We start from the raw sequence: 14,773 nt of genomic DNA on the forward strand, positions 1-14,773 counted from the left end.
AGAATTCTGGCCGGGAGTATATCAGCCATGACTCAGCCATACCCGGTTGCGGCACTGGATTCCCCTGTGACACAACGCCGCATCCTGACGCTGGCCTGGCCGGTGATGCTGAGCAACATCACGGTGCCGCTGCTCGGTCTGGTGGACACTGCCATTCTCGGTCACCTGAGTGATGCCAGGCATCTGGGTGCGGTCGCCATCGGCGCGCAGTTGTTCACCCTGTTGCTGTGGAGCTTCGGTTTTCTGCGCATGGGCACCACAGCACTGACCGCCCGTGCCAGCGGCCGTCAGGCGGACGTGCTGCAGGTGCTGCAACAGGCGTTGTGGCTCAGCGCTCCGGTGCTGCTGATGGTCCTGAGTGCGGCGATTATTCTGGTGCCGGTGCTGCTGCCACTCATGGGCGCGACCGCTGCGACCGAACAGGCGGCCGCAACCTATTTGCAGATCCGCCTGCTGGCGGCGCCGGCAGTGCTGGCCCAGTACGCCCTCACCGGCTGGTTTATCGGCCTTGGTCAGACCCGCATGCCCTTGCTGGTGCTGACCGTCGCCAATCTGGTCAACGCACTGCTCGATTACCTGTTGGTCTTCGGGCTGGGCATGACCAGTGATGGCGTGGCGTTGGGCAGTGTGCTGGCCGACTACAGCGGCACCGGCCTCGCCCTCTGGCTGGCGCACCGGCAGGGTTTGCGCGGGCCCGGCCGCTGGCCGGGGCTGGAACGCTTGCGGCCCATGCTGCGCATCAACCGTCAGCTGTTTGTACGTACCCTCTGCCTGCTGGCCGTGCTGGTATTTTTTACCGCGCAGGGCGCCCGGGCCGGCGAGCTGGTACTGGCGGCGAACGCGGTCTTTATCAGCCTGCTGTTGCTCATTTCCAACGCTCTGGACGGATTCGCCCATGCCGCCGAAACCCTGACCGGGCAGGCGCTGGGGCGCGGTTCTGCAGCCGATGTGCAGCGCACTCTGCGTCTGACCGGCGTGAATATGTTGCTGATGGCGCTGGCCATGTCCGGGCTTCTGCTGCTGGCAGGCGCGGATATCTGGCCTCTGCTGACCGACAACCCGCAGCTGCTGCCGGTGCTGGAGCAGTACCAGTGGTTCCTGATTCTGCTGCCGCTGGCGGGCTTCCCGAGTTTCTGGCTGGACGGTGTGCTGATCGGTGCTCAGGCCACCGACGCCATGCGCAACGCCATGATCGCCGCCGCGCTGCTGGTGTTTCTGCCACTCTGGTACAGCCTGCAAATGCTGGGGAATGAGGGGCTGTGGCTGGCCTTTTTCGGCTTCCTGCTGGCCCGGGCCGCGTTCGTCAGTGGCAGATTTCTGACGCTTTTTACCCGTCCTCAAAATTTTATGTAAACGGGCTGGATGGGGTGTCAAACTTTACTATACTTTCCAATGTCGACAGAAAATAACGATCTAAGATACTGATTTTTAAAGATATTTTTTAAACATCAAATACTCAGATCAATTCAGTCTAAGCAGTGCCGCATTCAGATATTGCCGAAAATCCGTCGAACTCTTAGCGTGAAAGGCATATCCAACAAGGCAGATTGGAAAGAGGCAGTCAGTCCATGGAAGTAATCAGACAACAGATCATCGAGGCCATCAGCGACGAGGCCGCAACCCACCTTCTGCAGAACGCGCTGGCAGCCAAAGCCGATCAGGTCGCGCGCATTGTCGACCTGCCGCAGGACGAGGCCGCCGCCCGGTTGCTGGATTTCGTGATCCGCTATATCGAAGACGTTCCGCCCATGCTCGACGACCTGAGTGACGCCGCCGCTGAAACCGGCCTGACCGCCTACGTTCAGCCAGTGGTGCAGATTGCCCGCGAGTTTTTCATCACGCCGCCGCAGGCGGTGGCTGGCGATGCCGGTCTGGCCAGCCTGATGTACAAAGCCTATCTGGCCCATCGTCTGTTAGAAGAAGTGAACGAATCCTACGTGTTCCGCGTCGGTCAGCCGCTGATCCCAATGGATATGACGCTGGCCAACGTGATTGTGCACACCCTGATCGGCGAGCCGTTTGCGAACGATCTGGATGCTCTGGTCGATGCCGCTAACCGCCGCCTGTTCAGCCAGCAGAAAGCCTTCCAGAGTCAGGAATTCAAAGCCTTTATCGCCCGCCGCGAAACCAGCAACCTGATCCAGATCTGGCAGCGCTGGCCGTCCCTGTCCGGCGAAATGGGCCTGATGAGCAATCTGATCTGATCAAGGCTACCGACAGCTTCTTTGCCGCAGGCCACCGGGCCTGCCCCGCTCTCTCTCAGAACTTCAGCCGCGCAGGCCGGTCATAGCGCCGTTGGCCTGCGGGCCCTTCCTTCACAGGAGTTCTGCATGAAAACCTTCCGCCGTACGACGCTGGTCGCCGCTCTGCTGAGCGCGGCAACCACTGCTTTGTTTTCCGTTTCTGCGTTCGCCGATGTCTACCGCATCGACCCCGATTTATCGTCCGTGAACTTCCGCATACAGCATCTGGGCGTGAGCTGGGTGACGGGCCGCTTCAACCATTTCAGCGGCCAGTTCGCCTGGGACCCGGCCGCCCCGGAACAGACCTCGGCCGACGTGACGCTGGACCCGGCCAGCATCGATACCAACCAGAGCGCCCGTGACGAGTTTCTGCGCAGCAAGTCGGTACTCGACACCGCCACCTTCGCCAGCGCCCGTTTCCACAGCACCGCTTTCAAAGCCAATCTGGATAACGACGGCAAACTGAGCGGTGAGCTGACCCTGCACGGCGTCACCCGCGCCATCAGTCTGCCGGTACGCCAGATCGGCGCCACCACCGACGCGCAGGGCAACGGCCGCATGGGCTTCGAAGGCGTCACTGTGGTGCGCATGAGCGACTACGGCATTGATGCCGGCCCGGCGGTGGGTTCCGGCGACGTCATGCTGGAGTTTTTCTTTGAAGGGGTGCGTCAGGCCCAGACCTGACCCTCGAAATGCAGGTAACAAAGAAACGCGGGTAACAACGAAACGCAAAGAATAGGAAACGCAGACAACAAAAAGGGAGGCTTAGCCTCCCTTTTTGTTGTCGCCCGGTGTCAGCCATCGGGCTGCGCCTGAATCAGCGGATTTTATCCACCAGCGCCACCGCCAGTTCGTCGCCGATCAGAGTAGCCACTTCGCGCGCGGCTTTCTGACGGGCCACTTCCGGCAGACCGGAAACGCCTTTCGCCTGCTTGCTGAACGAACTCAGCACCCGGCCGCTGCCGTCGAGAATGGTGATGCGGCTGTCGACGAAGACGTACTGGTTACCACTCTGGGCTTTGTTGCTCAGACTGGCCGCCACTTCGAAACGCAGATCCGCATTGCCACCGGCCTGAATGCGCAGCCCTTGTGCGGTCAGCGCTTCCAGAACACCACCGGCGATCTCCACCGCGCCGTTATCCACCGCCACCAGCTCAACCTGCAGCTGGTCGATCTGACCGTAGATACGGTCCTGCAATGCCCGCAGTTCGCTGCTCAGCGGCGCGGCACGGCGGTCCATGCTCACCAGCTGCAGACGTTCAGACAGGCCTTCGCGTTTGGCAAACAGCTTCAGCGCCGGTAACAGCGGCTGCAGTTGCTGCAGACGGGTACCGGAGGTTGGCTGATTGCCGATGTCGGTGATGGCCTGCTCCACATCCAGAATGTCGCGGCGCAGATGCGCAGCGGCCTGAGTGCGGTCGAGCGCCACCAGCACATAAGCGATCTTGCTGTCGGTGTAGGTGTCGGATACCGCGGCGTCATCCAGCTCGGCCGGCGGCACCTGACTGCGCACGTAATTGCGTACGGTGCGCATCACTTCGGTCTGGCGACCGGTGCCGCTGATTTCGGTGGTGTCGCTGCTGAAGTCACCGGTGACGGTCACTTTCAGTTGCGACACCAGATCCACCCGCGCCAGCTCGGTGGCACGTTTGATCGCCGCCGCCGGATCGCCGTAGATCTCCATCGACCCCACGCCGTAGGCCATGCCGCGCTGTTGCGGCGGCTGGGTGACCCACTCAGGTGTGCGGGCGCTTTTGCTGGTGCTGGTACTGTCTTTCGCCGGGCGGGTATTGCCCGACATACAGCCGCTGCTGAGTCCGGTCACCAGACCCAGCGCCACCATGGCCGTCAGAATGCGCTTGTTCACTGGCGCTCCTTAGAATCCGAAGGAGGATTTCTGCTGCAGCTTCTGGATCTTCTTCTGACCGTTCCACACTTCCATGTTGGTTTCCATGTCGATCAGCTTCAGGTCAACCTGATAGAAGGTGACACGTTCTTTGCCCACCTGATCCACCAGTGAGTTGATGGTGCCGGACAGAGCGAAGTCGGCGGCTTTTTCCTGACCCATGGCTTTCGCGTCTTTGGCGTTCAGTTCCTGATCGCGGCGCTCATCACGTACGGCATCACGCTCATCGCCACCGGCAACGAAGCCCGCGCGGCCGGAACGGATGATGGCGCGCTTGATGTCGTTGATGAAGGTATCGACGGCAATGTGCTCGTGCGACTTGTTGCTGATGCGGGAGATGATCACGGTCGGACGACGGTTGTTGTCCATCTCGAAGTCACGCGCCCATGGGAACGACAGCATGTCGTTGATCATTTCAGTCGCCACCAGTTCGGAGTCTTTGGCGTTCCAGCGATCCGACAGCGCCACTTCTTCATTGGCGTCCAGACGGGTCACTTTGGTGCTGCAGCCGGCAGACAGCAGTACGGAGGCACCGATCAGGGTGCAGGCGGTCAGTTTGGTGAGGTTTGTCAGCATGGTGTCCTTCCTTTCAGACAATCGTTATTCGGAGACTTTAATCAGTTTCTTCACGTCGGACTCAGTTTGTCCGGCCAAAGGCGGCAGTGTACGCACGCGCCACAGGTGAATATCACCCGCCTTCAGTGAAACGCTTTGTTGCGCGCTCTGACGCTGAGATCCCAGCATTTGCGAGTCGAGGTTCAGCTGGTGTTCACCCGGCTCAACAATTTCGCGGCGCACGCGGATATCCGCCGGCAGCAACAGCCAGTTGCGGGTTTCGGCGGCGTCGGTCAGCTGCGCTGTGAGCTTGCCCACAGACGCCAGCAGGCTGCCGTAGGAACCGCCCAGGTTAGCCGCCGACTGCGCCAGAATGGCTTTCAGCGACGAACGCGCCAGCGCCAGCTGAATGTCGGTGCCGGCGTTGACCATCTGTTCCTGCACCGCCATCAAGGCCGGGTTTGCCGACTTGATCATAGGCTCGGCTTTGCCGTCGATGCGCAGTACCGATTCGCCCAGCGGTTTCACCGGCTCATAGTAAGGCACGGTAATGCGCATGGAATTGCCGATCGCACCGATCAGACCGATATCGTCGGCGGTATTCCACAGCGGACCGATCGGCACGGTTTTGGTGAAGCTGCTGAACCAGTAGCCCACTTCGGCAGCATCCAGATAATTGGTCACGGCATCGAAGATGTTTTTGTCGGCGTACAGCACATAGAACCAGGCCAGTTCCGGACTGCGGTTATTGAGGAAGTACGGCCGGATTTCCAGCGCGCGCAGACTCGGATTAACCGACAGATCGAGGTTCATCTCCTGACGCTGCGGCGCCAGACCTTTGTGCTCAAGTACCACCACCTGAGCTTTGTCTTTGGTCCACTCGTCCAGCTCGGCCTGACGGGTCTTGCTCAGTTTCTTCTTCGCCAGCGCACGCCACTCGGTGTCGTAACCACCGGCCCAGCGCATCATGCGGATGGTATCGAACCAGGCCTGCTGGGTAATGTCGTCGCCCAGACGGAATTGCTTGGCATACCCATCTTCATACGCCTGCGCCGCATTCTGATAGCTGATGCGGGCATCGTCGTACTCGTGGTTCATTTCAAAGCTGATACCGGTCAGGTAGTGCGCCATGGCGTCGTCGCGGTATTGCAGACGGTCCATGTCCACCAGATTGCCCTGCAGCTTTTCAAAGATTTTCAGCAGTTTGGTGAAGGTTTCCTGATCTTTGCTCTTCTGCTCGGAGTAGGAACCTTTGCGGGTTTTGATGTCGTTCAGACGAATGATCAGACGACGCGACTCGATACGGGCACCTTCCAGCGCATTCTCGTAATCGGTGCGCGTGGTCGCCAGCTGCGCCAGACCGAAATAGTTGAGGGCTTTGTAGTAGTTGATGAACACCTTCTCGAAGTCGGCGCCACCGTAAGGGCCCTGACGCGGGTTCGACATCATGGTCGCCAGCGCACTGGTCACGCTGATGGTTTCCAGATCTTCGGCAATGCGTTCGGCCTGATCGAGCAGACCGTTACTGGCATTGAAATCGCCTTCGAGGTGCTTCACCACACCCAGCTCAAGGTTGTAGAGCAGGCGGTCGTTACCATCGGGCTTCAGGGCTTGTTTGAATTTGGCTTCGGACGCGGCGAAATCGCCTTTCTGTACGTCCTGAATGGCTCCGGTAACCCCGGCTCCGTAGGTGGCGCAGCCGGCCATAATCACGGCGGGCAGAATAAAGGTGAGGTGGCGCAATGTCCTCATGATGACGGCGGCTCCTTGCTCAGATGTCGGCGGGTAAGTCTAATGGCCTTTCTTCACCATGACCATGTATTTGTCCTGCAAACGAATAACCTTATCAGGAAAAAGTGCGGGACTCCGGCCGGCGGCCCGATTTGCGGGAAAAGGCGTGATGGCGGCGGCGGACGAGCCCTGCTTGCGCGTAGAAAAGACAGAAGACAGGCGATGGCAGAAACGAAACCGGCCGGTGACGTATCCTTACGTCAACCGGCCGGCGGATGGTGCTGATTATTTTGTCACTTTACCGTCATAAAGCCCGGCTGACAAAAGATATTTTGTAAAGGCCAGGTCAGTGTTTGTGAGGTGGTGAAACACCCAGAATACGCAGCGGTTGTTCACCTTCGTCCAGCACGGCTTTGCCTTCCGGCGTAACGCGCGTGGCCAGTTCACTGGCGGCGGCGTCTTCGGCGGCCTGTTCTGTGCTGGTCTGCGAATAACCGCAGGCCACGCATTCGCGCACTTCGTCACCGGCGTCGTTGGAGTACATCACGGTCTTGTCCATCTCGCTGCATTTCGGGCACACGGCACCGGCAATAAAACGACGCGGACGTTTGTAGGCTTCGCTCATCAGGCAACCTCCTCCACCACAATGCCGGTGTGACGCAGCAGCGGTTCCACCGACGGCTTACGGCCGCGGAAGTTTTCGAACAGCTCGGCCGCTTCGCAGGAACCGCCCTGGCTGAGAATTTCGCGCAGGAAGCTCTCGCCGGTTTCACGGTTGAAAATGCCTTCTTCCTCAAAGCGCGAGAAGGCATCGGCGCTCAGCACTTCCGCCCATTTGTAGCTGTAATAACCGGCGGCGTAACCACCGGCAAAAATGTGGGTAAAGCTGTGCTGGAAGCGGTTGAATTCGACCACAGGCACCACAGTGACCAGCTGACGCACTTCGTTGAGCAGGTCCTGCACTTTTACCGGATTGGCGCTGGAATATTCGTGGTGCAGACGGAAATCGAACAGGGCAAATTCCAGCTGGCGCATGGTCATCATGGCGCTCTGGAAATGCTTGGCCGCCAGCAGTTTATCCAGCAAGGCTTGTGGCAGCGGTTCGCCGGTTTGATAGTGACCGGAAATAAACGCCAGCGCGTCCGGCTCGTAGCACCAGTTCTCCATAAACTGACTTGGCAGCTCCACCGCATCCCAGGCCACGCCGTTAATGCCGCTGACTTCCGGCACCTCGATGGCGGTCATCATGTGGTGCAGACCATGACCGAATTCGTGGAACAGGGTGGTCAGTTCGTCGTGGGTCAGCAGGGCTGGCTTGTCGCCCACCGGCGGCGTGAAGTTACACACCAGATAAGCCACCGGCAGCTGAATGCCATCGGCAGTACGACGACGGATACGGCAGTCGTCCATCCACGCGCCGCCGCGTTTTTTCGCGCGGGCGTATAAATCCAGATAGAAGGCCGCAATCTGCTGGCCGTCTTTATTCACATGGAAAAAGCGCGCATCCGGGTGGTAGGTGTCGAAGGTTTTCTGTTCTTCGAAGGTAACGCCGTACAGACGCGATACCACTTCGAACATGCCGCCGATGGCTTTATCCACCGGCAGGTACGGACGGATATCTTCCTGCGAAATGCTGTAGCGCGCCTGACGCAGTTTCTCGCTGTAGAAACTCACATCCCACGGCTTCAGATCGGCACAGCCTTGTTCAGCAGCAAAGGCCTGCAGTTCGGCAAATTCGCGCTCGGCCTGTGGCTTGGCTTTCTTCGCCATGTCGTTGAGGAAGGTCAGCACTTCGTCCGGCGACTGCGCCATTTTGGTGGCCAGCGAATAATGGGCGTACGACTCAAAGCCAAGCAGCTGCGCCAGTTCATAACGCAGTTGCAGAATTTCGTTCATGTTGGCGCTGTTGTCGTGGGCGGCATCGGCACCCAGCTCGGACGCACGGGTCACGTAAGCGCGGTACATTTCTTCGCGCAGGGTGCGGTTTTCACCGTAAGTGAGCACCGGCATATAGGACGGGAAATCCAGCGTGATGCGGTAGCCTTGCTGTTCGTGCGCTTTGGCTTGCTGCGCCAGCAGATCCAGCGCGCTGTCCGGCAGACCGGCCAGTTCGGACTTGTCGGTGATCAGCTTACTCCAGGCATTGGTGGCATCCAGCACGTTCTCGCCGAACTTGCTGGTCAGCTCCGACAGACGCTTACGGATTTCGCCATAGCGGGCCTTTTTCTCGGCGGGCAGATCGACACCGGCCAGATGGAAATCGCGCAGGGCGTTATCAATGGCCTTCTGCTGCGCCTTGCTCAGGGTCGCAAATTCGGCCGAATCGCGCAGTTTTTTATAGGCGTTGCACAGGTCTTTGTTCTGACCCATCTCGGTGCCGTAGGCACTCAGCAATGGCAGACAGGCGTTGTAAGCATCGCGCAGCTCATCGCTGTTAAGCACACCGTTTAAGTGCCCCACCGGCGACCAGGCCTGATTCAGCTCGTCGTCCCACTGCTGCATGGGCGCAACGAAATTGTCCCAGGTCGGATTCTGCACGCTGGCCAGCAGCTCGCGCACGCGCTCGCGGTTGGCGTTCAACCTTTGTTCGATGGCTGGCTTTACGTGCTCTGGTTTAATGGCCGAAAACGGCGGCAGGCGGTGATTCTCTGACAGCGGGTTGCTCATAGGGATGATCCGGTTCTGAATTTCAGTAGCGCTGAACACTTTAATTGGGTCAAATTGAGCCCAATTCAACATCGGCACAGCATATCAGGAGCACGAAGCCCATGGCAGATATCCGTACCTATCAGGGCCATAGCCCGAAACTCGGCCAGCGCGTGTTTGTTGACCGCAGCGCCGTGGTGATTGGCGACGTGGAAATGGGCGACGACTGCTCTGTATGGCCGCTGGCGGTAATCCGTGGCGATATGCACCACATCCGTATTGGTGCGCGCACCAGCGTGCAGGACGGCAGTGTGCTGCACATCACCCACGCCTCCGACTACAACCCCGGCGGCTACCCCCTGATCATCGGCGACGACGTAACCATAGGCCACCAGGCCATGCTGCACGGCTGCACCATCGGCAACCGCGTACTGATCGGCATGAAATCCATGATCATGGACGGCGCTGTTGTCGAAGACGAAGTGATCGTCGCCGCCGGCGCTGTGGTTACTCCGGGCAAGGTTTTAGAAAGCGGTTACTTATACGTCGGCAACCCGGCCAAACAGGCACGACCGATTACCGAAAAAGAACGCAGCTTTTTTACCTATGGCGCGGGGAATTATGTCCGGCTGAAGGATAAGCATCTGGCGGAGGGATACGACAAACTGCTTTGAGACGTTACACTGCTGACTTTGCGCTCAACGAGGGAATGATATGGGTAGCAAGGTCAGTCTGAAGAAGAGTCTGTCATCCTTATGGAAATGGATTACTTCCAGCTATATTTTTTCCCCTCCTGATAATAGCCGCTTAGGTGTAACAGCCTGCCAATGGCTGGACAGGATTATGCTTGGTTTGATTGCGGCAGTGGTCCTTTATTGGCTCGAACCATTGCTACATCAACCTATGAGCGCACTAGCCAAACTACCGTTCTGGCAGCTCTGCATAATCTCAGCTCTCACTGGCTGGGTTATTCCAAAGATACAAGATCGTTTTTCAACACGTCTCCGGCGTAAGCAACTTTCTCCGCACAATCCGATTAACGTAAAAGCAAACCTTCTTTATCCTACGCTGCATGTATCGGTGCTTATTGGCAGCTCCGCTCTGGTTACGAGCGCATGGATGTCAGGAACTATTACCCCTGAGAATCACTCAGTACTTCTTTGCCTCATTCTTATTGGCAGCTACAGATTCAGTGTTTTTGCCAAGAGACCAACCGACACATCGTGTTCGAAAGAAGTCATAGAAAAAAATATCGACCTCAGTGCGTGCTCTGATGATAACTTCAGGCACTGGCTTGAAAATGAAACTCCCAATGCCCGATTTGATTTTTTCAACCGAGAAGCATACATCAAACGCATGCTGGCCAGACTTACAGCAGAGACTGAGCAAAGTGGTCGTCGTGGTCAGATTTTGTATGGCGAATTCGGCAGCGGCAAAAGCACCTTACTTGAATTTATTTATTCAGAACTCAAAGCAAGCGAACCGGATACATGGATAATCTCTACTTTTGACTGTTGGGGGCGATCCGATGACTCCAAAGAACTCGATAGGTTACTGTTAACACAAGTTGTCGATGACATCGGCAAGCATATCGAAGCGACGAGTCTTCATTCAGTTCCATCAGAATATGTTGAAGTAGCATATGGAATAAGCCCTTGGTTTAAACTGTCTGCGCCGTTTATCAGTGAACACACGCCTGACGCGGTACTAGGTCGTATCAATACACTGCTGAAACGACAAAATCTGAAGTTGCTGCTGGTTGTTGAAAATATTGATCGCTCCCCTCGCGTCCGAAAGTTAGTAGCTTCAGTTGCCGCAATGCTGGATAAAATGTCTGATCTGGATAGCGTCCGCTTTATATTCACCGGCAGTCAGAACAGTCTTCCCTTACCAATAGTTTCACGCCTAGCAGATTTCACAGAAACACTGACTAATCGCACGCCAAAACTTATAATCGGAAAATTTCTCAAACAGTGCTTAGAGTATTCTCTGCTCAAGGAGGATAAGCCATTAATACCCTACCTAAAGATAAACTACGTTGTTCCAGATGAAGAGAGAATTTTTATCGATCTTAATCTGGTCCCACTTGAAGAAAAACCAGACTCTCTAATTAAATCAAAATCAGAGAAAAATCAGCTCTTAGAAGCCATAACAATATGCCTTTCGAATCCGAGGCAACTAAAGATCGTGTTGAGGTTTGCGTTTGAGCGCTGGAAAAACCTCGAAGGTGAAGTCCACATTTTTGACTTGGTGGTATATGCAACGGCATTACACGATGGAGATATTCTCAAGCAAATTGGCGAATATAAAATGCGACCAATTCGTGATGCTTCGATAATTCCAAATCCTTTTACCATAGGTACAAAGGTAAGTAGTCCTATCTTTCGCGCCCAGGCCATGCTTGATGGAAACCCAATAGGGGATGAAAGAACACTATCACTATCTCACTACCAGAATCTGATTGCCTATTACGTATGTAACTTGATGGAGGATGAGACAAATTACTCTCATCCTGAGGTGTACATTCAGCCAATTAGAGACACCAACTCCAATGCAGACAAATACCTTGATATTGTAAATTCAGGAAACACTAATGGTTATCCTAGCGACCAGTTTTTACTGCGTAATTTGAAAGCGATATCTGAAGGTGATACAGGTGCATTAGAGGAGACGCTATACAACAAACACCTTGAGCTAGACAAAGGATATATTTACGACCTGCTTAAATCCATGGTCGAGAGTCATTGGCAGTCATTAGATCCGATAATTGAAATAACCAAAGCCATCATTACTTACCGTGGAGACACTTCACAACACTCCTATAAAAGCTTGAGATTTAATGTTTTCAATGTGTTGCTCGACCACATGCCTGCACCTGAAGCGACAACAGGCACTGACGTCTGCCTAGAAGAGACAGCAAAGAGTATTCATCGAGCACTAGAGCCGACATTTAGCACTCTCTTTCAGGAAGGTCGATACTCCCAATTAGCGGAAAATTTCTGGTCTCTGCTGGTAAACCGTGAATCCCTTTACTTTGACGGTTTGCTGAAGCCTCTGATTTTGAAACTCTATTCAACAGAAGCCGTACCAAGCTGGGTAGCTAGCTATCGATCATCACCTGAAGAACAAGACGCCGTTTACAATTACTTTCGAATTGCCAGCCTTTTTACAGAGGGCAACTCAGCATTAAAAGATGCTGATACCGATACTAAGTTAACCATCTGTGAAACCCTGCTCTCTGCACTGAATCTACTGTTTGTTGAGCACAAAGAAGACATTCAGGGTTTTTATACTTATTGCGGTGACAGTAAAACTATTCCAGCTTTAGTGAAGATTTCAGGTGAGGTCAAGGAGCATCTATCTGAGAATGCCCGCACAGTGCTAAAAGATCTTGAGTCAGTTATTAAAGATAACTAAACGTTTTTCTCAATAAAACGGGAGACACCTTGCGGTATCTCCCGTGTTTTATGCTTCAGGCTTCAAGCAACCAACATCCCTGTCAGAACGCCACCTGCCAGCCCAGCGCCAGCTGGTTCTGGAACATGGTGATATCGGCTTCGCCGCCGCCGAAGCTGGCTGGAATAGAACCACTGCCGTGCACCGTTTCTTCAAAGCCGTGGGTGTAAGCCACGGATACGGCGTTGTTGTCGTTCACCGCGAAGGTCGCGCCCAGTGACGCGTGTTTCTGAATCACGCCCGGCGCCAGAATGTTGAAAAAGGTCTGATTAACCAGAACCGGCTGGTCGCAGTAGCTGTAGCCGGCACGCAGGGTCAGGCCCGGCTGTACATCGTACTCAACGCCGATTTTATAGACGTTGATACTGTCCCAACCAAAACCGGAACCGTTATCCGCGCCCAGTGCGCCGCCTTCGTTCAGTTCGTTGGCGATCGAGCGCACGCTGCCATAGTCGATGAATTGCCAGTCGGCGGCCAGGGTCAGGGCCGGAATCACCTGCCACGCCACACCAGCGGAATAGTTTTCCGGAATATCAAAGCCGCCGTCTTCGGCAAACAGGCCGGAGTAACGGTCGAATTCTTCGGTGTCGATGGCGGAAGACCAGGCGGCACCCAGTGTCACGCCGTCAGCGACCACACCCTGCCAGCCCAGTTTCACGCCCCAGCCGGTGCTGGTGTCTGTGCCTTGATTGGATACCTTGCTGCCATCCTGTGACATACCGGCAAACGGCTGAATGCCTTTGGCTTCAAACTGCTGACGCACCCAGGTAACGCCCAAACCAACGGCGTGCTGGTCGTTAATGCGGTAAGCCACAGTACCGGTGACGAACATCTGCTCCAGATTCACACCGGCGCTGCCCTGAGCACCAAAATTGGCGAACGGGTTGTTGCCGTAGTCGGTGTTCATGCCGCCGTTGCCGTACAGGGCAATGCCGTAGCTCAGCGCATCCGAGTGCTTGCGCGCATAGCCCAGCTCCGGCATCCAGAAAGCTTCGGTGTCGTTGCCGTCGTAGTGGCCATCAATACCAAAACCGTTGCCGCTGATGTCGGCAGAACGCTCCGGCTTAAAGTAGGTAACGCCTACATCCAGCTGCTGAGCTGCGCTCAGATTGGCGATCGCCGCCGGGTTAACCGCTGCGGTCAGACTGTCGTGTGCCATAGCCCTTGCTACACCGGCCATACCCTGAGCGCGCACACTGGTGGCGTGGGTGAAGTAACCGTTGGTGGCGTGGGCGCCGATAGCCGCGCTGCTTAACGCAATCACACTGGCAAGACGAATAACCTGAGACATAACCAAACTCCGCTCTGTGGCTGTTAACCGGGGTGCTGACAATGGCGCGCAGTTTAGAGGTTCAGGTTATAACTGATAACTAATATTTTTCGATAAGGTTATAACGATACCAGACAATCGCCTGAGTTCCGCCGGCGGCCGGGCGGGTACAAGACAGTCACAGGCAGAGCGGGTACAATCTGGCCGTTTTTTAAAATTCATCTGCCAGAAGAAGAAATTCCTATGGGCCGCGCGTATCAGAACCGTAAAGAATCCATGGCCAAAACGGCCGCTGCAAAAACCAAAGTCTACTCCCGCTATGGCCGCGAGATTTACATGTGCGCCAAAGCCGGCGGCGTAGACCCATCGGCCAACCTGTCTCTGCGTGGCATGATCGACCGCGCCAAGAAAGAGCAGGTGCCAACCCACGTGATTGAAAAAGCCATCGACAAAGCCAAAGGCGGTGCCGGTGAAGACTTCCAGCCAGCCCTGTACGAAGGCATTGGTCCTGGCGGTGCCATGGTGCTGATCGGCGCTCTGACCGACAACAACAACCGTACCTTCGGCGAAATCCGTGGCGTGTTCTCCAAGTGCAAAGCCAAACTGGGCAGCCAGGGTTCGGTGTCGCACATGTTCGACCACCGCGCCATGTTCGTGTTTGCCGGTGACGACGAAGAGCCGGTACTGGAAGCCCTGATGGAAGCCGATGTGGACGTATCAGACATCGACTGCGAAGACGGCATGATCACCGTATTGTGCCCGCCGACCGATTACTTCAAAGCCAAAACCGCTCTGCAGGAACAAAACCCTGCGATCGATTTTGAAGTCGAAGAAATCACCTATCTGCCGCAGACCGAGCACCCGATCAGTGGCGACGACGCCGCTCAGTTCGAGCGCTTCGCGCAACTGCTGAACGATCTGGAAGACGTTGCCCACATCTACCACAACGGTGTGTTTGAATAAGAC

The 14,773-nt window shown here is 55.9% G+C and carries 12 protein-coding genes; 6 read left to right on the forward strand and 6 right to left on the reverse strand.

What is annotated here, in order from left to right; all coding sequences use genetic code 11:
- Nucleotides 1-27 precede the first annotated feature (27 nt).
- From ACQUQU_RS15950 to ACQUQU_RS15960, 3 genes are all read left to right on the forward strand, one after another.
- Complete coding sequence (locus tag ACQUQU_RS15950) at nt 28-1,353, forward strand: MATE family efflux transporter (protein WP_430460695.1); 1,326 nt, start codon at nt 28-30, stop codon at nt 1,351-1,353.
- 215 nt (nt 1,354-1,568) lie between these two features.
- The gene (locus ACQUQU_RS15955) at nt 1,569-2,204 is read left to right on the forward strand and encodes a hypothetical protein (RefSeq protein ID WP_430460696.1); all 636 of its coding nucleotides are present in this window, start codon (nt 1,569-1,571) and stop codon (nt 2,202-2,204) included.
- 126 nt (nt 2,205-2,330) lie between these two features.
- Nucleotides 2,331-2,927 (forward strand): YceI family protein, encoded by a 597-nt coding sequence (locus ACQUQU_RS15960; RefSeq protein WP_430460697.1) that lies wholly within the window; start codon nt 2,331-2,333, stop codon nt 2,925-2,927.
- Nucleotides 2,928-3,060: 133 nt separating this feature from the next.
- Here the strand turns inward: ACQUQU_RS15960 and ACQUQU_RS15965 are convergent, their stop codons facing one another.
- From ACQUQU_RS15965 to prlC, 5 genes are all read right to left on the reverse strand, one after another.
- Nucleotides 3,061-4,110, reverse strand: coding sequence for an LPP20 family lipoprotein (locus ACQUQU_RS15965; protein ID WP_430460698.1), 1,050 nt, complete (start codon nt 4,108-4,110; stop codon nt 3,061-3,063).
- Nucleotides 4,111-4,119: 9 nt separating this feature from the next.
- Nucleotides 4,120-4,725 carry a penicillin-binding protein activator LpoB gene (locus tag ACQUQU_RS15970; protein ID WP_430460699.1) on the reverse strand — a complete coding sequence of 202 codons (606 nt, stop codon included), beginning with the start codon at nt 4,723-4,725 and terminating at the stop codon, nt 4,120-4,122.
- Between the two features lie 24 nt (nt 4,726-4,749).
- On the reverse strand, nt 4,750-6,456 hold the full coding sequence (locus ACQUQU_RS15975; RefSeq protein WP_430460700.1) for a hypothetical protein: 1,707 nt from the start codon (nt 6,454-6,456) through the stop codon (nt 4,750-4,752).
- Nucleotides 6,457-6,781: 325 nt separating this feature from the next.
- The gene (locus tag ACQUQU_RS15980) at nt 6,782-7,060 is read right to left on the reverse strand and encodes a YheV family putative zinc ribbon protein (RefSeq protein WP_430460701.1); all 279 of its coding nucleotides are present in this window, start codon (nt 7,058-7,060) and stop codon (nt 6,782-6,784) included.
- The gene (gene prlC / locus ACQUQU_RS15985; RefSeq protein ID WP_430460702.1) at nt 7,060-9,102 is read right to left on the reverse strand and encodes an oligopeptidase A; all 2,043 of its coding nucleotides are present in this window, start codon (nt 9,100-9,102) and stop codon (nt 7,060-7,062) included. The genes ACQUQU_RS15980 and prlC overlap by 1 nt, the downstream gene beginning before the upstream one ends.
- A gap of 101 nt (nt 9,103-9,203) precedes the next feature.
- On the opposite strand from prlC, the gene ACQUQU_RS15990 reads away from it, so the two are divergent.
- Nucleotides 9,204-9,755 (forward strand): gamma carbonic anhydrase family protein, encoded by a 552-nt coding sequence (locus ACQUQU_RS15990; RefSeq protein WP_430460703.1) that lies wholly within the window; start codon nt 9,204-9,206, stop codon nt 9,753-9,755.
- Nucleotides 9,756-9,795: 40 nt separating this feature from the next.
- Nucleotides 9,796-12,498, forward strand: coding sequence for a P-loop NTPase fold protein (locus ACQUQU_RS15995; RefSeq protein WP_430460704.1), 2,703 nt, complete (start codon nt 9,796-9,798; stop codon nt 12,496-12,498).
- A gap of 82 nt (nt 12,499-12,580) precedes the next feature.
- Here ACQUQU_RS15995 and ACQUQU_RS16000 read toward each other — a convergent pair whose 3' ends face one another.
- Nucleotides 12,581-13,828, reverse strand: coding sequence for an OmpP1/FadL family transporter (locus ACQUQU_RS16000; RefSeq protein ID WP_430460705.1), 1,248 nt, complete (start codon nt 13,826-13,828; stop codon nt 12,581-12,583).
- Nucleotides 13,829-14,050: 222 nt separating this feature from the next.
- Between ACQUQU_RS16000 and ACQUQU_RS16005 the strand changes: the two genes are divergently transcribed.
- Nucleotides 14,051-14,770, forward strand: a complete 720-nt coding sequence (locus ACQUQU_RS16005; RefSeq protein WP_430460706.1) for a YebC/PmpR family DNA-binding transcriptional regulator — start codon at nt 14,051-14,053, stop codon at nt 14,768-14,770.
- Nucleotides 14,771-14,773 lie beyond the last annotated feature (3 nt).

Origin of the sequence: Thalassolituus sp. LLYu03, assembly GCF_050507655.1 — a bacterium.
Lineage (GTDB): Bacteria > Pseudomonadota > Gammaproteobacteria > Pseudomonadales > Oceanobacteraceae > Venatoribacter.